Below are 19,566 nucleotides of genomic sequence, written 5' to 3'. Positions count from 1 at the left end.
AGTTCTGTGCTCTCCGTGTCTCTGTGGACAAAAACAGTGTTTACTGCTAGGGTACTTTCTTTGCTTGTGCTTCCAGGATCAATTGCAGGTTTGCGTTTTCGGGGGTAATGTGGGCATACGTTCCTTTGCCTAATTGAGCCAGTTTTTTGAGAGTTTGGCTATTGATTTCTTTTCGGCTGAACGTGAAAATCGTCAGGTAAACGTCCTGACGACTAGACGCGCTCACCAACTGAAAAACTTCATCGCTCACTGGAAATTCGCCGTCGGTAGCTAACACGATCCGATTGTTACCCGCCCGGATGTACTGCTTGTTGGCTACCTTGTAGGCCAATTGAATGCCGCCGTTGCCATCAGTGTCACCGTCTGATTGAAGTTGATCGATCACGCGGACAATTTCATCCGCTTTCGCACCCGATGTGGGTTTCAACGCCACACGCGCTTTTCCGGAATATACAATAACCGAAATTTGATCTTTAGGCCGAAGCAAATTCACTAGCGATTTAATGGATTTTTTGAGTAGAGGCAATTTATAGGGCGAATCCATCGACGATGATACGTCCAGCAATAACACCATATTGTTCGGTGCAAATCCTGCCAGAGAAGCGGCAGCACCCGGCTGATTACTGCGATCTATGTAGACTGTATCAACCGTCGGACGATCGATAAAAACGGTGTCATGCTTTAGTATTGTTTTACCGTTTGTTGTCAGTTCGTTCGTTGCAGGTAGACGGTTAGCAATCGGTTGCTGTTTCGATGGAGTAGAACTGTCTGTTAATCGACTGGCGGGCTGCTCTGGTGTGATAGGGGTAACAGAAGCTGATGAGAACTGAACTTTCGACCGTTGGAAAGCCGTTATATTCGGTTCGCTGATGGATTTCAGTACGTTAGTCTTGGCCAGTTCACTGAATTTATTGTAAGTGTGGACTAATTCGTTAAAAAAGTAATAAAACGATTCGTAGGGGTTTGTTGCGTAGGCAAACGTGGGCAATTTGACTTTCTGAACCATTTCGGCTAGTTTGATCGAATGATCGGCAAGGTCTTCGTAAGGTGTGTAAGGACAGAGGCCGTTGCTGCGTCCATAGCGTTGTAAGCCCTTCAGGTTCTGGAATTCGTTGGTAATCAACTCTCTGGCTTTTACCTGCACCGAATCAATAGCGGGCAGTTGAGTGGTTTCACCGCGTAAAAACGCTCTCACACCGAATAGCACATCTTTATCCAGATCCAACAACTGAAGCATGGCTTTCCCCGCTACATTCCACGAGTCAGCTGGTTTTTTCATCGGAAAACTTTCGTGAATGCGTCGTACATCCCGATAGAGTTGCTCTTTTTTCTTATCGAACGTATCGAACAGATACCCGTATCGGTCCAGAATAGCGTCGGACCGTTGAAAGTTATCCTGTATATACTGATTTCCACTTGTGTAGCCAATCAACTCAATGCTCAACTCATCCATTTCTGTGAGTATTCCCAGTAACACCTCGGCCTGACTGTTGATTGATGTGCGATAAGCCTGCGGAATCTGGACGCTGTTAATACGCAAAAGCTGGTATTCAGACACCGGAACTTTATAATTCTCGTGCGAATATGTCAGGCCATTACGTTTCCCGCCCCGCGCCACTGATGCCCGATAACTGTCGGCCGAATATTGGTAGTTACGCATCAGTAGCTGCATCTGATTCATCTGACGTAACGACTCGTTAATGAAGTCCAGATAGCTGGTCAGCGCCTGGAACGTAGCAACGCTTTCCGGAGCAGCGGCCGGCGTCGTCGCAAAAACAATTGGCGGTGCGTCCCGAAAAGGTTTGGCTCCCTTTGCTGGTGGTATGGCGGCTTCGGGGACATCAACGGCAAAAACCGGCGAATAGGCAGGGTAATTCAGTAATTGTCGGGTTGACGTGCTGTATTTAACAAATTGCTGCTGCCAGCTCAACAAATCATTGTTATAGTGATTAAGGAACGAAAGGTAGAATTCGTTTCCGTGTTGAGTCGATTGGCGGGCGGCAAAATTATAGTCATCAACAGCCCGACGTTTCAGGGCCTGTAAGCCCTGTAAGCCTGTTCTAAACGCCGAGATCATATCGCTGGCCGGATAGTCAATGGCCAACTTGCCTTTGCCAAACTCAATAAGCAATTTTTCATCAGCCAGTATGCTTTTCTGAACGAAGTCAACGGGCCAATCGGAATGGTTGCCTTTGTTGAGGTAATAGCGTACCGTATCGAGCAATTGTTGCTGGTTCTCCAGCACCTGTCCCATTTCTTTTTCCGTATACAGATACGGGTTTGTGGGTAAATAAGGCTGATACCGGCGATAGACTCGCTGAACCTGTTGATAGAATTTAGCCTTATCCTGACTAAACTGAGTCAGAAGTACCTGAAGCTTGGCGATTAGCTCGTTTGCCTTTTTGAAATTGTCCCGCTCATAATCTTTCAACCGATTGTAGGTTTCCAGTGCTTTGGTTGTACTGTCAATTCTAGAAGTCAGCTTCCATATTGCTTCTGCGCTGGTATTTAATCGTGTTGTTTCGGCTTCGGTCAATCCGTCATTGGAGAGGGCTTTTTTGTAATAATATTCCTCCAGCAGCCCCGATGGAGAAAGCGCTATGGGGAAATTCGTATTCGGTATATAGGAACCGATGTTAGCCTGATAAGCCCGTATCTGTTGAAATCGACTGGTAACCTCAGTGACCGATTGATTCAGAAAGTCGACGTAGCGATTAAGGGATTGTTGAGGTGTTTCCCGGAATTGGCGCCCCGCCACAAATATGGAGGATAGCGCCAGAAATAGCCATATGGAGGTCTGCATGACCGAAATAATCAAAATAAGATACGTAGTCCGGTAACTTTTGATTGTGTGGATTCACTTAATGGTAATCCTCGTTGTTGGGAACAAGCCGAAGCCGGTAACGTAGCGAGAGCTTCTGCTGAACATCGGAAGGGATGACGTTCTCTTGATATTGAGTGGGAGCCACCCAACCCGACCAACCACTGGATTGAGTTGGATTCCGGGGTAAATTCAGCGTAAACAACATCGGCTTATTATATAAAAACACCCGTACCTGCCATTTGTCAACGTACATGGGAGCCGTTGCCCAGGGCAGAATTATGAACTTGCCTTCTTCCCGAATAGCCTCCGGTTTAGGGAAGTTACCGCTGTTTGCACCGCCGATGTAATCCATGGAAATGGCTGAACTGATCAAATCGTTAGCCAACAATGACTTCTCTGTCCGTACTTCGACTTCCAGTGCTGCCCAACGGCCATCAAACAGTAATCGTTGGGGTTGCTGCTCGGAAGTTATAAGCCAAATCGTTAGCCAGCCCGCCAGGGCAATTCCGTCGGCAATCTGGAGATAGTTCAGATAGGCCGGTACCAGAAAACGCTGAGCAAGATACCAGACGATGAAGAAACTAATGGCTCCCAGGGCCAGTCCCGCCAGAATCATAAAATATCCATAAGCCATCTGATCATCAGAGCCGCCACCAGCGTCTTTTGTCATCCAGTCGACGACGTAGGCTCCCAACATGAAGCCTAGTGGTGACATGCACAGACTAGCCACGAGTACGGTCAAGAAGCGTTCCATGCTATTGTCTTCGGTGATTAATTGGGCTTTTGTCATTGACGAGGAAGGTTACTACGTTGATACAACTTGTTATGGATTTGGCTTTTGTATAGCTGATTGCTCTGTATCGACAATAGCCCCTTTATCGGCTTGAAATGATCCTCTGTATTCGCTGATAAGAAAGATGGCCATGAACACAACGGGCGATCCGCCAATAACCAGGGCTATGATTCTGGTAGTCTGCGAATTGTAGAGGTTTAGGCCAATGAGAATAGCGCCGAAAATCAACAGGAGTATAATAAAGCCACTGATCATGCCGCGTCCTGCCGCATCGTTATTCGGGTTGTTGGTAGTAGCTAAGAGGTATAGGAGCGAAAGTCCGTATAGGCTAATGATAATCCAGTTTAAGGTTGTGATAATTTTCATGGGCGAACACCAGAGGAGGGTATGGACAATGAGTTTAAGATTCGTAAAAGCCTCGAACACGCGCTGATGAACAACTACGTGCACCTGAAGCTGCGCCGGGGTCAGTCAATGTCCGATCGACACGTCAGAGGTTCCGCAGCGCGTTAGTAGAGTTAGTGCCAACAGGAATAAACAATGGCGAGTAAGCACAGGGCCGGACGGCAGCATAAGGAGCTACATGTAAACGAGTTATCATATTTTTTCTAGTAGGCTCAGAAACTCCTGCTTTTTGTTGCGCGACACGGGCAGCGCCTTGTTGTTTTCCATAACGACTTCGCCACCATCGCCCCGAATGTAGCGCTGCACGTAGCGCAGGTTAATCAGGTAGCTGTGATGCACCCGGCAAAACCCCTTGCTTTCCAGCACTTCTTCTACTTCTTTCAAGGTCTTGGAGATCAGAATGATCTGACCGTTACGTAGTGCAAATCGAGTGTAGCCGCCATCCGACTCGCAGTAATAGATCTCCGCACTATGAATGATTTGCAGCCCTTCCATCGTTGGCAACGCGATACGGTCGCCAGCCCGCTGGCTTTGCAGATACCCTAAAAACTGGTCGATTTGAGAAGGGGCATGACTGGCCAGTGCCTGTTCAGCTTTGGTAACGGCACGTATCAGTTCATCTTTATCAATAGGTTTCAGGATGTAATCCAGTGCATTATGCCGAATGGCTTTAATAGCATACTCGTTAAAGGCCGTTGTGAAAACCACACGGAAACCATTGTACCGACAGGCTTCAAGCATTTCGAAACCGCTCATTCCAGGCATTTCAATGTCCAGAAAAACCAGATCTGGCCGCAGGCTGTCAATGGCGGTGTGCCCTTCCTGCCCACTGGCACATTGCGCTACTATGGTTACGTTGGGACAATACCGTTTTAGTAGCAGGCTTAATACGTCGCGGCAATGTTTTTCGTCGTCAACAAATAGAGCAGTCATTATAGTTTTAGGTTCTGAGTGAAGGTGATGCAGGTACCAACTGGCTGGCCGTCAGTCGTAACTAAATCGAGGCTTTCAATGTGCGCATCAACGCCATAAATATCGTTCACTAAGGCTATTCGTTCTTCGGCTACCCGACTGCCCTGGAGCTGGTTTTCAGTCATGCTTCTGGCATGCATACTGGCTGCGGCTGCCCGTCCGATACCATTATCGGAAATGGATATACATAACTGATCTCCAGTACGTTTGCAATTGATTTTCAGCTGCGGCTGCCCGTTCAATTGCGGTAGCAGACCCCGCCGAATGGCATTTTCCACGTAGGGCTGAATCAGTAACGGTGGCACTTGTACTGTGTAGGCATTGAGTGCTGCGTCTATCTGAACATCTACATCAAAATGTCCATCGCATCGCAATTGCTCCAGTTCAATATAACTCCGCAAGGCTATTAGTTCATCGTGCAGGGAAACCCAATCGGTTTGCGTATTTGCTAATATTTGCCGCATTAACGTAGCAAATACGGTTAAGTATCGGGAAGCCTGTTCGCTATCGTTCTGTAAGACAAAATTATTAATGGCGTTTAGGCTGTTGAACACAAAATGCGGGTTCATCTGCATGCGCAAGGACAACAGTTTCGCTTCAGCAACGCGTCGGTTGTTGTCCGACAACTGCTGTTTAGCTTGCTGGTAGTCCGGTTTTATTTTCACAGGTCGCATCCAATGCCACAGGTCTGGCTGTTTCTAAGATGATCAATAAGCAAAAGAACGAATGATCGGCGAGACAAAATAGCCTGAATGGATAACGGGTGGATTTGAGTCTATAACTGGTTGCCTGCGTAAATAACTACCGGAGATATCGGCGTAGCGAGTTGACGCACTGAGAATTGACTGGTTTACCAGGTTAATTTGAAGTCGGGATTACCTTCTAGCCTTGTAAGGGCTAATCCCAACCCCCCACTATCATTACCTGAAAAAGATGATAAACAACCGGGTATCGAAACGGATGCTACCGTTTCCGCTTAACTATCGTTTATATTCGCTTCGCCGACTATTGAAATCGATAAGGGGTAGATATGTTTACATAGTATGAAATGTAGTCAGGGTAACGATGGTATTGTAAACGTTCCGTCTGAGATAGCGAGGTGGCTGTATCAAAAAAAGGTAATAGTCCTTATATTAAGTTTGGCCTGGGCACAAGGGCGAGCTCAGGCACCAACGCTCTCGTTTCAGCCCCTGACCTTACAGCAGGGGCTGGCTGCCAACTTTGGCGTAGGTATTACGCAGGACACCGCCGGATTTATCTGGATTGCTACCGTTAGCGGTCTGACCCGGTTCGACGGCGTTCGTTGCCTGAATTTTACCCGACAGTCAGGAAATCCCCGGTCGTTATCGCATCGAGTGATACGTAGTGTGTTCACCAGCCGCAACGGTACGCTTTGGGTTGGCGCACAGGAAGGCTTGAATTGCTTTGATCCCGCTACGCAATCGTTTCAGCGCTATTCATTGGCCAGCGTAGGGCCGGGCTGTAATTTTATCCGCCGGATAATCGAAAGTGCTGACGGTCGATTATGGCTCAGTACGAAAGGGGGCGTGGTCATCTTCGAGCCAAAAACGGGTAAGGCAGCACGGCTCCTGTTGCCGATCGGGACGGCTTCCATGTCGGCGGTTAACTCCATTCGCCACATACTAATTGATGGTCGAACGCTTTGGATCGGTACGCAGGGTGGCCTATTCGCCTACGACATACCCACAAAGAAGATCCGTTCGTTTCAGCATGCTACGTCGGACGCTACGTCTTTACCCGATAATTACGTAACGACTCTGGCCCGAAACCCGAAAACCGGCGAGATTCTGGTAGGTACTAATTCCGGAAAATCGGTTAGCCTGAATCCACAAACAAACCGCTTTAAGGCCATGGTACAACTGGGCTTCGACCAGGCTATTACGTCTTTTTTGTTTACGAGTACGGGCGACATGTGGGTGGGTGTCAACGGGGGGGGTATCTATCGGTACGACGCCGGTTCGCAGCAGTATTTAAACTACTCAAACAACGAAAATAACCCGCGGAGCCTAGTGTCCAACTCGATTAGTGCGTTGATGGAAGATCGGGCAGGCGTCGTTTGGGTTGTAACGGACGATGCAGGCGTTTGCCGGTTTAATCCAATGGTGAACAAATTTCACTCAATTTTTGACGAAGTAAATTACAAACCAGTCACGTCTCTGGGCTTCGATGTAGGAACGATTTGGATTGACAGAATAAATACCCTGTGGCTGGCTACCCGCGATGGTCTGGTTCACCTGAATCCCAAAACCAAGTCGTATCAACAATACCGTCATGATGCGAAAAATCCGTATAGTTTAGATAACAACCATACGTATTCCGTGCTGGTTGATCAGCGCAATCAGGTCTGGGTCGGAACGATAACCGGATTAAACTGGATGGATCAGAAAACGGGCCGAATGGAGCATGTGCCGGTTTTATTGGTGCCGGATAATCCTGCGACGAAGCCAGCCAGTAACGTCAACTGGGACAAGGCTATCGTTGGCAAGCAGGTGTTTAAATTTCTTGAATCACCTGATGGGAAAATATTAATAGGTACCGACGAAAAACTGACGATTTATGATCCTCAAACGGGTCGGTTTTCCCACCAGTTTAATGATGAACGTATTCGGAAATTACCCGGTAAAAATTATAACATGCTGTATCTCGACCGTCACCAGAACCTGTGGGTGGGCGGGCTAGGGCCGATCTACAAATTTAGCCCCGATTTACAACTGCTCGCCCAATATACCCATACCGATGATCCCAAGAGCCTGCCTGACGAAGGTGTTACCGGCTTTGCGGAAGATCGATTTGGACGAATGTGGGTAGGTACCGACAATGGCCTAGCCCTCCTTGACCAAAAAACTGGAAAGTTCCGTGTTTTCACTACGCAACAAGGCTTGCCACATAACGATATTGCCGCAATAACGACGGTGGGTGATACGCTCTGGATAAGTACCAGCCAGGGGTTGGCCAGTATGGATGTGCATCGGTTTAAGGTTACGGTCTTCGACGAAACAGATGGTACCTCGCCATCGGAATTCGAGTCGGCTTCGGTAGCGCGCGATTCAACCGGACGGATCTATTTTGGGGCGCTGCGCGGGTTAGTTTATACCCATCCGAACCACATTCGGCAGAATCGCTACGTGTCTCCTGTCTACATGACATCGTTTAAGGTGAATGGGCAGGAGCTAGTCCGAAATCCAGCGGCTACCCTCCCGAAATTGGCACTCCGGCACACGCAGAACCAGTTTACGTTTGAGATGGCCGCGCTGAGTTATGACAATCCCGAAGATAACCAGTATGCTTATCAGTTAGAACGATTCGATGATGGCTGGACGCAGAACGGCAACCGGGCATTTGCCAGCTATACCAACGTACCCCCAGGCGACTACGTACTACGGATTATTGCGTCGAACAACGATGGGGTCTGGAATCAGGTTGGCTATCGATTACCAATAACGATTCTGGCTCCGTTCTGGCAAACCTGGTGGTTCAGGCTCCTTTCGTTGTCAGCCTTAATGGCGATAACGGTCGTTATTGCGCGCTGGCGTGAGAAGCGGTTAGCCAATGAACAACGCGAAAAAAGTGAGTTACGGGAGCGGATTGCGATGTCGGAGATGAAAGCGTTACGTTCCCAAATGAATCCTCACTTTTTATATAACTCGCTGAACGCCATTCGCTTGTTTATCCTTCAGAATGATAGCGATAATGCGGATAAATACCTCGTTAAATTTGCCCGGCTGATGCGGCTGATTCTGGATAATTCGCGGCAGGAGTGGGTAACGTTAGCCAGTGAACTGGAACAACTAACGCTCTATCTGGAACTTGAGCAACTCCGGTTTGATAATAAATTTGTATTTTCAGTAGCGACCGACCCAACACTGCGGCTGGAAAAAACGTCGATTCCGCCTATGATTATCCAGCCCTATATTGAAAATGCCATTCTTCATGGAATAGCGCACAAAAAAAGTCAGGGCTCCATTCAGATACGTATTGAACGCAAGTCAACTCATTTGGAATGCACGATAGACGACGATGGCGTTGGACGACAACGGGCCGCGTCGCTCAAACAACAGCCATCGACGCACCAAAGTGTTGGTCTGCGCGTAACCGAAGATCGGCTTCAACTTATCGGGCAACGGAGCGGCCAGTCATCGGGCGTAGAAATTCTGGATAAATATGACAACAATCAGCAGGCCATCGGTACACGAGTGGTTATTGAACTTCCCTTTCTGGATGAGTGATGTAGTACGGACTGAAAGTCCACTCTACATTACACCAAGGCAAATAAATCCTGAACGCCCAGCATTCGTTTGCTGATGAAGCCTTCCCCAAATTCCACGCCAATCATGTGGCCATGTTCACGGGTACGGGATTCCAGAAACTTCATGAACGGCTCCCCCGAAATGTAGCTTTGGGGTTCATCGCTTTCAGGGTTGAAAAACTGACTTTTATACGCTTTAATGGCGGCCAGTTTCTGATTCCAGTAGGGTGTTACGTCCACGACAAAATCGGGTTTCAGTGACCGATCCTGAATGAAGTAGTACACAAATTTCGGGCGGTGGGCTTCTTGCGGCAGGCCGTCTTTACCAACCGTTTTGATTTGGCGCAGACCCGCGTAAAAGCAGGCTTGTGTGACCAGTTCGGCCGCGCGGCCGTGGTCGGGGTGACGATCGTCGACGGCATTTGTGAGGACGATTTCGGGCCGGAACTGACGTATCACTGCGATCAGTGCCATTTGATGTTCTTCGTCGTTTTTGAAAAACGCATCGCGGAAACCCATATTCTCGCGGGCCGCCAGGTTCATCGCCTTAGACCCTTCTATTGATTCCTGTAAACGTATTTCAGGCGTTCCGCGGGTACCCAGTTCGCCACGGGTAAGGTCGACTCCGGCTACTGTTTTTCCTTGTGCAACAAGAGATAGAATCGTGCCCGCGCAGGTCATTTCAATATCGTCGGGATGGGCGGCAATAGCCAGTACATCAACGGTCATGTAGTGTAGTTGTCAAGTTGGTGGTTGTCGGCTCGAAGCAGCTGCTGTAACTAGACAACCAATTAATCAACCAATCCGCCATTTTGTTCCGTGTTGTCAACTTTTTGCCAGTTCCTCTTTGGGCTTGCGTCGGCGTTTGGGAAGCCGGAATAAATTGCTGCCCGCTTCTTCGGGTGTTTGATCGCCCAGCAACACACCCCAGGGTCGAAGACTGTCTACACGGTCGAAAATTACTTTCATAATGGCAATCGCCGGTATGGATAGGAACATACCCGATACGCCCGCCAATGCCCCGCCGATCAGGACGCCAACAATAGATATAAGCGCATTTACCCGAACCTTAGAAGCCACGATAAGAGGTACCAGTATATTATTGTCGATAAATTGAACCAGCAAGAAAATACCAACAACGCCCAGAATGACAGAGGGTTCGGGCTGATTGCTGAACGTAATGATCACCGTTAATAACGTAGCAACCAGACCTCCGATATAGGGAATCAGGTTCAGGATAGCCGCCATTACGCCCAGTAGTATGGCATACTGAACGTTCAAAATTAACAGGCCAACCGAATTCAGGGCGGCTACGCAGGCCGTTTCGATTAACAATCCAACCATATAACTCTGGACAACCGCCTTAACTTCACCCAGCACTTCGCGTACGCGGTCTGTATGTTTCTCCGAGAAAAGTACAATAACAAAATGCAGTAGCATCGTGCGGTAGTAGAGCAACAGAAATACGTAGATAGGCACAAGCGTCAACGTGCCGAGTGGCCCTGTAATGAAGCCTAACGTATCGGGGCTTTGCAAGCTATCGAGCGTTGACGCCTGCGCTTTTTGAAGGTATTTTTCCTGCTGTCGGTAGCTAACATTATATTCCCGCCGAACCCAGCGTTTGGCGTCGCTGAAAAAATCAGTCAGGTTCTGCCGGATTTTAGGCATATCGTCTGCAAAGTCAGATAGCTGCATGGACAGCAGCACCGCTAAACCCGCTACGATAATGATGGCCAGAAACAGGGCCAGGCTAATGGCAATAACCTTGTGCATGCCCCACCGAATGAACCGCTGCTCAACGGGACGTAATAAAACGGCAACCAACCCCGACATGGCCAGCGGCACCAGAATATCCTGCCCCAAGTAAATAGCGGCTGTCAGGATCGCTAAGGCAAGCAAAGAATGCGAAAACTGGTGGTAGTGAGGCCGTAAAGGTTCAGTGGTCATAGAATTGAGTTTGTTACCGAATTGAATCAATCGGATAATCAACATTCCACCTTCCATTTTGTTCGTCAGCTTGTTAACTGCAGCGCAACTTCAAGCTGTTTTACCGTCTTTCGCTAAACTTGGCGTATTTTTGCAGATTCATTCGTTATGACACCAAGCATTCGCGATATCGCTTTTCAACTCCGGCAGGGACAACTTGTCGCCATCGCCGACGAAATCGGCTGGTCTATTGCCGCTGACCCTGTTAATGATACGGCTGTCGGGCAATTGCTGACGTTGTTGCCCATTATGCCCGCTGGATTACAGCCGACGGTGCTTATTCAAAACACTGACCAGTTGGGCATGTACGTAGCAAAGGTGCCTGATGTTGCCTATGATCTGGTCGAGTTTGCCGAAAATCCGCTCATCGTCGTATATGATCAGGGTAAAAATATATCGCCACTTGTCGGGCGTGTTGTAGAGGTACAGTCGACTGCTGATACGAAAGGTCTGTCGGCTGATGGCGTACAATCTATTGGGCCACTAGCTGTTCGGCGGTCATTGAACGCTGAGATTCAGCGGCTAATTGGTAGTTTTGGCCGTGGGTTATTGACGATCCCCTTTGAATCCTTACTAGTACCACCACCGGCCGAGGCACTTGTTTCGCTACAATATGGCACGCTTCCGGGTATGCCTAAGCGACCACGCATTATGCGGCTGGGCGTCAATGGAGAGGTTAGTTTTATAAGAAAATAGTAGATGGTTTCTGGTTTACGGTATATGCGTCAGTCGGCCGAATACCGTAAACCAGAAATTATCTACCAGCAGAAATGAATTTCAGCGATACGTTAGATAAGAATCCAATTTTTGAGACCGTTGCCCGCCAGGCTGATGCACTTGGTTTGCGGGCCTATGTGATCGGTGGATTCGTGCGTGATTTGGTGTTGGGTCGCCCGTCGAAAGATATTGACGTGGTGTGTATTGGCAGTGGTATTGCCCTGGCCGAAGCCGTTGGAAAAGTCCTGAAGACAAACGTATCAGTATTTCCGAATTTCGGCACGGCCATGTTGCGGGCTAACCAACTGACTGAGAATCAAAATGAGCAGGCGTGGGAAGTTGAATTTGTGGGTGCCCGGAAGGAGTCGTACCGGGCTGAGTCCCGCAAGCCAATCGTTGAAAATGGTACGCTTGAAGACGATCAGAATCGGCGGGACTTTACGATCAATGCGATGGGCATCAGCCTGAACCGAAAAGGTGGTGATGCGCCTTATGGTGAGCTAATTGACCCATTTGACGGACTGAAAGACATCAAGCGCAAGCTTATCCGTACACCGCTCGATCCCGATATTACGTTCTCCGATGATCCGCTACGTATGATGCGGGCCATTCGGTTTGCGTCGCAACTTGGTTTCGACATCGAGCCCGATACGTTCGACGCTATCGTTCGCATGAACGAACGTATCACTATTGTCTCTCGGGAGCGCGTGACCGATGAGTTGAACAAAATTATCCTGTCGCCCACGCCCTCCTATGGCTTCAAATTGCTTTATCATGCTGGTTTACTGGAGCGTATTTTCCCGGAACTGATTGCGCTGAAGGGCGTTGAAACGATTGAGGGTAAAGGGCATAAGGACAATTTTTACCATACGCTGCAAGTCCTTGACAATATTGCTAACCGGGTCCGGAAAGATGGTACCGATGCAGAAAATGAACTCTGGCTGCGTTGGTCAGCACTACTACACGATATTGCGAAACCGGCTACCAAACGGTTCGATCAGAAAGTTGGGTGGAGTTTTCATGGTCACGAAGACTTAGGCGCACGCTGGGTGCCGGGAATTTTTAGAACCATGAAATTGCCGCTTAATGAGCATATGCGCTTCGTGCAAAAGCTCGTGCGTCTCCATCTGCGACCGATTGCGCTCACCAAAGAACAAATCACCGACTCGGCGCTACGCCGACTGCTGTTTGATGCGGGCGATGATTTAGAGGGACTTATGGCACTTTGCCGAGCCGATATTACCTCCAAAAATTACGAGAAAGTACAAAAACACCTGCGTAACTTCGATAAAGTAGAACGTAAATTGCACGACCTGGAAGAGCGTGATAAACTACGTAGTTTCCAGCCAGTTATCACGGGTGAGTTAATTATGGAAACCTTTGGCTTGCCGCCTTCGAGGGAAGTGGGTGAGTTAAAAACGGTCATGCGCGAAGCTATTCTGGATGGGCTGGTTCCTAACTCACTTGATGACGCTTATCCATTTTTAATAGAGGAAGGCCGCAAACGCGGATTAACACCTAAAATAGTGAAGAATGTAGAGTGATGAATGAAGAATAAGTTAGCTGGCATCACTCATCACTCTTCACCAAGTATCTTATGGAAAATAACAATACCAATTTTCGGCGCTTTTTTGGCGCATCACTCACCATTCTGGGTGTGGTCGTCGTTCTGTTTGCGCTCGTGGCGTTTCTATCAGAAGGGAAGCCCGTGTTAGGCCTTCACGTATCAAAAGGCGAATCAGCCGCACCGTTCATAGTAGGCATGATTTTTCTCATCACAGGCGTTAATCTCGTGCGCGAATCGTAGGAAAGATAGATGGTATATTATATGGGATGTATGATGTCAATTAAGAAACAAATACGTCCTATATCATACATTATACATCATACATCAATTCACCGGCTTGGCTTTTAGTAACCAGGCGTAAGTATTGACAGGCAGGGGTAAGCCGTTCGGTTGGATTTGCAGATACATCAAGTGCAAGTGTGTGGGCGAACGGGCCTTATAGGCATTGAAGCCGGTTCGCCCCATTTCGGAAATTTTTTGTCCGGCCTGGACCCACTGGCCCGGCGACACCTCGACCTGGCTATTGTGCGCATAGTAGAATAGGCCATTGAGTACAGGGTCGTATACCCAGATCCAATTACCTCCCCGATATTCAGAGCCTGGTTTCCAGGCGGTTTCGATAGCTAGTACCAGGCCGCTGCTCATAGCGAGTACGTCGGCGGGTTGGCCTGTTCGATCGTCCAGATTATCCTGATTACGGTCGGTGATAAAAATATCCTGAGCTGGGTGGCTGCCCCGCACATTATAATCAAAAAGATCGAAACCATTGCCCCGATAACCTTCACCGTGGGTGCCACCGATGGCGCTGGTCGGATAGCCACGTAGTGGAAAACAGAAATACGAACCCGTTTGAATTAAACTATCCCGTTTGAGTGAATCCTGCTGGTAATTCTCTTCGCTTCGAAACCGTTCCTTCAAACTAAGCATGATTCGGCTGAACTGCATTCGGGCCGAATCGGGGGTTACGCTCTCCACCCGAATCTGCGTATACAGGGTTTGAAATTGCTGGCAATAGGTATATAAAGTCGGCTCGTCGGTATTGTTGATAAGCACCTGCGACGATGCCACATTTAGTCCACCCACCAACAAAGCCCCCCAAACACCGGCTATACGCATGAACGAAGTTACATCAATCTTCACTAGTAGTCTCTTCAGTTAAGTGGCCAAAAATACGCAAAGTAGCGGGATGGATGCATGAATTGACGAACGGACAGGTTAGTTCGACAGCGTTTATCGACTCGTCAGTACGTTGAATAGATGGTCAGTAGCTGGGTTTTCGTATGATAAATCGTTAATTGAATGCGTGCCTGGTCGATAAATAAGGCTAAAAAGAACCCAATTCGATAGGCTAGTATGCTGAATTACAGTGCCCAGAAGCACTTTTTTGTTAACTTTTGACCCGCTGCAAAGAAAAATATAGTTTCTAACGAAAATTTTAGAAATACATTTGGAAATAAAAATTATTGTGCCGTCCTTCGCTTAAATTTAAAACAAGCAATGCAAACAGGAACTGTAAAATTTTTTAATGAAACCAAAGGGTTTGGTTTTATTAAACCCGATGAAGGTGGTGAAGACATTTTTGTACACGCTTCAGGTCTCATCGACCAAATCCGTGAAAACGACAAAGTGAAGTTCAATGTCGAACGCGGTAAGAAAGGCTTAAATGCCGTGAACGTCGAAATAGCTTAATTGTAAGATATAAAGACATCCGTTGTAAAAAACATGCCAGATGGCATGTTTTTTTTTGCTCTGTCGGTTCATAGGGCCATTTTTGCGGTCCAATTGTCCATTCAGTTGCATGACCCAATCATTTGAACAACGCGTTGCTGCCCGGCTTGGCTTATCAGCTAAATCGGTTGCGGCAACCATCGAATTACTTAATGGCGGAGCCACTGTTCCGTTCATTGCCCGCTACCGTAAAGAAGCCACCGCATCGGCTGATCGTGGGCCGCTCGACGAAGTACAGATCGGGCAGATCAAAGACACGTATCTGAAACTACAGGAGCTTGATAAACGTCGGGAGGCTATTATCAAGACCATTGATGAACAGGGAAAACTCACGCCCGAACTGCGTCGGAAACTCGAAGCTACTGATTCGCTTACCGACCTGGAAGACCTGTATCTGCCGTACAGACAAAAACGAAAAACCCGCGCTATTCTTGCCATCGAGCGTGGGCTGGAACCGCTTGCCAATATTATTTTTGCCCAGCGTGAAGTCCATGTAGAGCAAATAGCGCAGCGGTATCTATCCGATGCCGTCCCGACCGTATTGGATGCATTACAGGGCGCTCGTGATATTCTGGCCGAGCGTATAACTGAAGATGCCGATGCCCGTCAGCGTATTCGTAATTTGTTCGAACGTGAGGCTATTATACGTTCTGTCGTCAAAAAAGGGAAAGAAGTAGAAGGCGTAAAATTTAAAGATTACTTCGATTTCGCCGAACCTCTCCGGCGCGTACCCTCTCATCGGTTGCTGGCACTACGTCGGGGCGAAACCGAAGGCTTTCTGACCGTAAATATTGGCCCCGATGAAGAGGCCGCGCTCGAGCGACTGGAACGGCAGTTTGTCGCTGAACGATCTGGTACGCCAGCTTGCAAAGAACAACTTGTGCTGGCGATTCGTGATGGTTATAAACGCTTACTGAAGCCTTCGCTGGAAACAGAATTTGCCAACAGTTCGAAGGCGAAAGCTGATCTTGACGCTATTCAAATATTTGCCGACAACTTACGTCAGCTTTTGTTAAGTCCACCACTTGGCCAGCAACGCGTGCTGGCCATTGACCCCGGTTACCGAACGGGTTGCAAAACAGTTTGCCTGGATGCACAGGGGAATCTGCTTACCGACACGGTTCTCTATCTGGCTCAATCTGAAGCGCAGCGACAACAGGCCGTACAGACGGTTGAGAAACTGGTTAGTCAGTATAAAATTGACGCCATTGCTATTGGCAACGGTACGGCCGGGCGTGAAACCGAGGAGTTTGTACAAAGTCTGCAATTAAACAAACCCATTTTTATGGTCAGTGAGCAGGGCGCTTCGATCTATTCGGCCTCCGAAGTAGCGCGTGACGAATTTCCTGATCACGATGTGACGGTACGGGGCGCTGTGAGCATTGGCCGCCGACTGATGGACCCGCTTGCCGAATTAGTAAAGATTGATCCGAAGTCAATTGGTGTGGGCCAGTATCAGCACGATGTTGACCAGACTGATTTGAAGACCAGCCTGGATACCGTTGTCGAAAGCTGTGTTAACCAAGTGGGTGTATCGCTCAATACGGCCAGTGCCTATTTGCTGCGCTACGTATCGGGGCTAGGGCCGCAACTGGCGGGAAATATTGTCGCCTATCGGGCAGAGAACGGCGCTTTTACCTCGCGCGAACAACTGAAAAAAGTACCTCGGCTCGGCCCAAAAGCGTTTGAACAATGTGCTGGCTTCTTACGTATCGAAGGGGCTAAAAATCCGTTGGATAACAGCGCAGTTCACCCCGAACGCTACGCCCTTGTCGAACGGATGGCGACTGACGTAAAGAGTACCGTCACGGATCTTGTCCGTCATCCTGAGTTACGTCAGCAAATCCAGCCCGAGCGTTATGTAACGAATGCAGTTGGGTTACCAACACTGCGCGATATACTGGCCGAACTTGCCAAGCCTGGCCGCGATCCCCGTGAACAACTTTCGGTGTTCGAATACGACGCCCGTGTGCGCTCGGTAGACGACTTGCACGAAGGTATGATACTGCCGGGAGTCGTGACCAACATCACGGCTTTTGGGGCGTTTGTGGACATTGGTGTAAAGCAGGACGGGCTGGTTCATGTGTCGCAGATGGCCAATCACTACGTTTCTGATCCCAAAACGGTGGTGAAAGTGTACCAGAAAATAAAAGTTAAGGTGATGGAAGTGGACAAGGTTCGGAAACGAATTGCGTTATCAATGAAAATTTGATAGGTTGCATGTACATGCGATCCTGATATTTCTAGAGTCCTATCTATACGTAGTACGCTAATTCAATTTCTATGCAACATCGCTGGCTCTGGGCAATTACTCGCCCCGTTCTGCTAAGCACCCTTCTGCTTTCATTAGTAACGGCTTGTAACGTACTACGTTCTTCTGGCCCATCCGTCAGTCGCCGTCCTTCGGCAGCCCCCGCCCGACCCGTTGCCCGCCGAACACCCAATGGCAGAGCCCCGGCAGTTCCGGCCAAACCAACAGGAAAAGTCGTCGATACCCGAACCTACGAAAATCGCTACGTTCCCGAAGTTGTAAAAATCGCCCGCACGTATACCGGTACGCCTTATCGTTCGGGAGGTAATACATCGGACGGAATTGATTGCTCAGGTTTGGTATACGCCGTTTTTAATACTGTAGGGCTAAAAATGCCCCGGATTTCGTGGCAGCAATCAGAAGTAGGCCGTGAAGTAGAAGTGGCAGAAATTCTGCCCGGCGATTTAATTTTCTTCGTTCCCGACAAGGGCCAGGCGGGTTATGTATCGCATACCGGCATTGTGACGGAAGTGAATGGAGTGCAAAATATCCGTTTCATTCATGCGTCGTCCTCACGGGGGGTGCGGGAAGATAACCTCTATGCCGACTATTTTAAAGGTCGGTTTGTGAAAGCACTACGTCCCTTTTAGTTTTTGTTTGTCATCCCAACGTAGGAGGAGTCTTCTTTACTAGGATGCTTTAAAATCTTTTCTAAGTTGGGGTGATAAACGAAAAACCGCTTTGAAAGCGGTTTTTCGTTGTAAAACAGTAGCGCTAGTCAGTTTACTGAAGTCTTAACACGGCTTCAGAAAGAGCATCTGTTTAACTATCTATTAAACGACGGGCTGGGCGCTGCTGATGAGTTCTTCCCAGTAAGCACGGTCTTTTTTCTTCAATTTCATTTCCAGGCTTAGCGCTTCGTTGCGGGTTGCAAACGGCTGGGTGAATTTTACTTCCCAAGGTTTACCATCAGCCGTAGCTGGATTCGTTTTCGCGTTATGCTGCCACAGCGTGATTTTCAGATCTTTGCTCTGACCGATAAAGTACTTATCGGTCGATGGGCTGTAGATAATATAAACGGTATGCATAAGGTGTCGGGACTATTACCAAAACTACGCATTTGATTACACAAAACAAACTTTGGATGAGTAAGTGAGTAAGTTCATATGGGCAGTTAAAAAAAACGGGTTCTGATTTGGGTCAATTTGATTTTTTGCTCATCTTTGCACCCACAAAACGCATAGCAGCGATTTGATGGGGGATTAGCTCAGCTGGCTAGAGCGCTTCCATGGCATGGAAGAGGTCATCGGTTCGACTCCGATATTCTCCACTGACTAACAAAAAAACCACTCATTCCGAGTGGTTTTTTTGTTTTGTAACTATGTACCAGAGTTTTACCAGCAACTATAATCGTACGCTGACAAACTATTTTGTCTAAATTTTCAAAAAGCCGTCTCCAATATGGAGTACGGCTTTTTGAAAATTTAGATTTCCTCCGTGAGGAAACCTCTTTATTTATCGATCATTTCAGCATCGGCCAAAATGTAATTAAGTTCGTAAATATTATCGGCATTCAATTTCAATGTGCCATGAAACGTCCGGCGTTCATCGGTTTTGAATTTCTTATCAGTTTTCTTGAATTTCAGCGATACTACGGATTCCGGTCCAGCACCTCCGCAAAAGAAACAGGCACTATATGGGAAAGCCGACAGTACGTAAATATTTGATTCAAGGTCAACCGGCAGTACGTAGCCTGTCAGTTCAACTGTTTTACCGTTCAATTTCTGGATGCCCTGCCCGAAGGTTGGATAAAGCATATAGACCGATTCTTCGGCATACCATTTTTTCTTGAATGTAACGTCGCGCAGAACTTCCCACGACAGTTTTACCGGTTCGGCGGCTACCGAAGTCGATGTGGTTGAATTAACCCGATTTGCAGGTGGTAGCGCTGGGCGAAAAGCAGTAGTTATGGACGCTACGAGTAACAAGGCAATCAATAATCGAATCATGGCGTTGGCGACTTATACGATAGAAAATGAAGGTAAAATTACAAAAA

Annotated in this window: 17 protein-coding genes and 1 tRNA gene; 8 read left to right on the top strand and 10 right to left on the bottom strand. The window is 48.0% G+C overall.

Features of this window, described 5'->3' with window-relative positions; genetic code table 11:
* Positions 1 to 46 precede the first annotated feature (46 nt).
* From ACYVEA_RS04890 to ACYVEA_RS04870, 5 genes are all read right to left on the bottom strand, one after another.
* On the bottom strand, positions 47 to 2,803 hold the full coding sequence (locus tag ACYVEA_RS04890; RefSeq protein ID WP_461112210.1) for a VWA domain-containing protein: 2,757 nt from the start codon (positions 2,801 to 2,803) through the stop codon (positions 47 to 49).
* A gap of 58 nt (positions 2,804 to 2,861) precedes the next feature.
* A complete protein-coding gene (locus ACYVEA_RS04885; RefSeq protein WP_461112209.1) occupies positions 2,862 to 3,614 on the bottom strand; it encodes a hypothetical protein in 753 nt (250 codons plus the stop codon).
* A gap of 33 nt (positions 3,615 to 3,647) precedes the next feature.
* Positions 3,648 to 4,067, bottom strand: a complete 420-nt coding sequence (locus ACYVEA_RS04880) for a hypothetical protein (RefSeq protein WP_461112208.1) — start codon at positions 4,065 to 4,067, stop codon at positions 3,648 to 3,650.
* 147 nt (positions 4,068 to 4,214) lie between these two features.
* Positions 4,215 to 4,955, bottom strand: a complete 741-nt coding sequence (locus ACYVEA_RS04875; protein ID WP_461112207.1) for a LytR/AlgR family response regulator transcription factor — start codon at positions 4,953 to 4,955, stop codon at positions 4,215 to 4,217.
* Positions 4,955 to 5,668, bottom strand: a complete 714-nt coding sequence (locus ACYVEA_RS04870) for a sensor histidine kinase (RefSeq protein WP_461112206.1) — start codon at positions 5,666 to 5,668, stop codon at positions 4,955 to 4,957. Before ACYVEA_RS04870 ends, ACYVEA_RS04875 begins: the two co-directional genes overlap by 1 nt.
* A 465-nt stretch (positions 5,669 to 6,133) precedes the next feature.
* Here ACYVEA_RS04870 and ACYVEA_RS04865 point away from each other — a divergent pair, with 465 nt between their 5' ends.
* The gene (locus tag ACYVEA_RS04865; protein ID WP_461112204.1) at positions 6,134 to 9,241 is read left to right on the top strand and encodes a ligand-binding sensor domain-containing protein; all 3,108 of its coding nucleotides are present in this window, start codon (positions 6,134 to 6,136) and stop codon (positions 9,239 to 9,241) included.
* Between the two features lie 29 nt (positions 9,242 to 9,270).
* Here ACYVEA_RS04865 and bshB1 read toward each other — a convergent pair whose 3' ends face one another.
* Positions 9,271 to 9,990: a bacillithiol biosynthesis deacetylase BshB1 gene (gene bshB1, locus ACYVEA_RS04860; RefSeq protein ID WP_461112203.1), complete on the bottom strand. Its 720-nt coding sequence runs from the start codon at positions 9,988 to 9,990 to the stop codon at positions 9,271 to 9,273.
* A 96-nt stretch (positions 9,991 to 10,086) separates the two neighbouring features.
* Positions 10,087 to 11,208 (bottom strand): AI-2E family transporter, encoded by a 1,122-nt coding sequence (locus ACYVEA_RS04855; protein ID WP_461112202.1) that lies wholly within the window; start codon positions 11,206 to 11,208, stop codon positions 10,087 to 10,089.
* Between the two features lie 147 nt (positions 11,209 to 11,355).
* Here ACYVEA_RS04855 and ACYVEA_RS04850 point away from each other — a divergent pair, with 147 nt between their 5' ends.
* From ACYVEA_RS04850 to ACYVEA_RS04840, 3 genes are all read left to right on the top strand, one after another.
* Positions 11,356 to 11,943, top strand: a complete 588-nt coding sequence (locus ACYVEA_RS04850; protein ID WP_461112201.1) for a hypothetical protein — start codon at positions 11,356 to 11,358, stop codon at positions 11,941 to 11,943.
* A gap of 74 nt (positions 11,944 to 12,017) precedes the next feature.
* The gene (locus ACYVEA_RS04845) at positions 12,018 to 13,508 is read left to right on the top strand and encodes a CCA tRNA nucleotidyltransferase (RefSeq protein ID WP_461112200.1); all 1,491 of its coding nucleotides are present in this window, start codon (positions 12,018 to 12,020) and stop codon (positions 13,506 to 13,508) included.
* 53 nt (positions 13,509 to 13,561) lie between these two features.
* Positions 13,562 to 13,771: a hypothetical protein gene (locus ACYVEA_RS04840; RefSeq protein ID WP_093828453.1), complete on the top strand. Its 210-nt coding sequence runs from the start codon at positions 13,562 to 13,564 to the stop codon at positions 13,769 to 13,771.
* Positions 13,772 to 13,855: 84 nt separating this feature from the next.
* Here the strand turns inward: ACYVEA_RS04840 and ACYVEA_RS04835 are convergent, their stop codons facing one another.
* Positions 13,856 to 14,647 (bottom strand): M23 family metallopeptidase, encoded by a 792-nt coding sequence (locus ACYVEA_RS04835; protein ID WP_461112952.1) that lies wholly within the window; start codon positions 14,645 to 14,647, stop codon positions 13,856 to 13,858.
* A 381-nt stretch (positions 14,648 to 15,028) separates the two neighbouring features.
* Between ACYVEA_RS04835 and ACYVEA_RS04830 the strand changes: the two genes are divergently transcribed.
* The 3 genes from ACYVEA_RS04830 (at position 15,029) to ACYVEA_RS04820 (ending at position 18,160) form a co-directional block, all read left to right on the top strand.
* Positions 15,029 to 15,220 carry a cold-shock protein gene (locus ACYVEA_RS04830; protein WP_018620078.1) on the top strand — a complete coding sequence of 64 codons (192 nt, stop codon included), beginning with the start codon at positions 15,029 to 15,031 and terminating at the stop codon, positions 15,218 to 15,220.
* A 109-nt stretch (positions 15,221 to 15,329) separates the two neighbouring features.
* Positions 15,330 to 17,471, top strand: a complete 2,142-nt coding sequence (locus tag ACYVEA_RS04825; protein WP_461112199.1) for a Tex family protein — start codon at positions 15,330 to 15,332, stop codon at positions 17,469 to 17,471.
* Between the two features lie 71 nt (positions 17,472 to 17,542).
* A complete protein-coding gene (locus ACYVEA_RS04820) occupies positions 17,543 to 18,160 on the top strand; it encodes a C40 family peptidase (protein WP_461112198.1) in 618 nt (205 codons plus the stop codon).
* A 183-nt stretch (positions 18,161 to 18,343) separates the two neighbouring features.
* Here ACYVEA_RS04820 and ACYVEA_RS04815 read toward each other — a convergent pair whose 3' ends face one another.
* Positions 18,344 to 18,598, bottom strand: a complete 255-nt coding sequence (locus tag ACYVEA_RS04815) for a GIY-YIG nuclease family protein (protein ID WP_461112197.1) — start codon at positions 18,596 to 18,598, stop codon at positions 18,344 to 18,346.
* Between the two features lie 168 nt (positions 18,599 to 18,766).
* On the opposite strand from ACYVEA_RS04815, the gene ACYVEA_RS04810 reads away from it, so the two are divergent.
* Positions 18,767 to 18,840, top strand: a tRNA-Ala gene (locus ACYVEA_RS04810).
* Between the two features lie 181 nt (positions 18,841 to 19,021).
* Here the strand turns inward: ACYVEA_RS04810 and ACYVEA_RS04805 are convergent.
* On the bottom strand, positions 19,022 to 19,519 hold the full coding sequence (locus ACYVEA_RS04805) for a DUF3299 domain-containing protein (RefSeq protein WP_461112196.1): 498 nt from the start codon (positions 19,517 to 19,519) through the stop codon (positions 19,022 to 19,024).
* Between the last annotated feature and the right edge of the window lie 47 nt (positions 19,520 to 19,566).

The organism is Spirosoma jeollabukense (assembly GCF_054777855.1).
The sequence above is the reverse complement of the archived record's forward strand: the minus strand, read 5'-3'. Positions and strand labels throughout refer to the sequence as shown.

Bases quoted from the DNA above. Each gene is read 5' to 3' on its own strand.
- ACYVEA_RS04890 (WP_461112210.1), bottom strand. From the start codon at position 2,803: ATGCAGACCTCCATATGGCTATTTCTGGCGCTATCCTCCATATTTGTG.
- ACYVEA_RS04885 (WP_461112209.1), bottom strand. From the start codon at position 3,614: ATGACAAAAGCCCAATTAATCACCGAAGACAATAGCATGGAACGCTTC.
- ACYVEA_RS04875 (WP_461112207.1), bottom strand. From the start codon at position 4,955: ATGACTGCTCTATTTGTTGACGACGAAAAACATTGCCGCGACGTATTA.
- ACYVEA_RS04870 (WP_461112206.1), bottom strand. From the start codon at position 5,668: ATGCGACCTGTGAAAATAAAACCGGACTACCAGCAAGCTAAACAGCAG.
- bshB1 (WP_461112203.1), bottom strand. From the start codon at position 9,990: ATGACCGTTGATGTACTGGCTATTGCCGCCCATCCCGACGATATTGAA.
- ACYVEA_RS04855 (WP_461112202.1), bottom strand. From the start codon at position 11,208: ATGACCACTGAACCTTTACGGCCTCACTACCACCAGTTTTCGCATTCT.
- ACYVEA_RS04850 (WP_461112201.1), top strand. From the start codon at position 11,356: ATGACACCAAGCATTCGCGATATCGCTTTTCAACTCCGGCAGGGACAA.
- ACYVEA_RS04845 (WP_461112200.1), top strand. From the start codon at position 12,018: ATGAATTTCAGCGATACGTTAGATAAGAATCCAATTTTTGAGACCGTT.
- ACYVEA_RS04840 (WP_093828453.1), top strand. From the start codon at position 13,562: ATGGAAAATAACAATACCAATTTTCGGCGCTTTTTTGGCGCATCACTC.
- ACYVEA_RS04835 (WP_461112952.1), bottom strand. From the start codon at position 14,647: ATGCGTATAGCCGGTGTTTGGGGGGCTTTGTTGGTGGGTGGACTAAAT.
- ACYVEA_RS04830 (WP_018620078.1), top strand. From the start codon at position 15,029: ATGCAAACAGGAACTGTAAAATTTTTTAATGAAACCAAAGGGTTTGGT.
- ACYVEA_RS04825 (WP_461112199.1), top strand. From the start codon at position 15,330: ATGACCCAATCATTTGAACAACGCGTTGCTGCCCGGCTTGGCTTATCA.
- ACYVEA_RS04820 (WP_461112198.1), top strand. From the start codon at position 17,543: ATGCAACATCGCTGGCTCTGGGCAATTACTCGCCCCGTTCTGCTAAGC.
- ACYVEA_RS04815 (WP_461112197.1), bottom strand. From the start codon at position 18,598: ATGCATACCGTTTATATTATCTACAGCCCATCGACCGATAAGTACTTT.
- ACYVEA_RS04805 (WP_461112196.1), bottom strand. From the start codon at position 19,519: ATGATTCGATTATTGATTGCCTTGTTACTCGTAGCGTCCATAACTACT.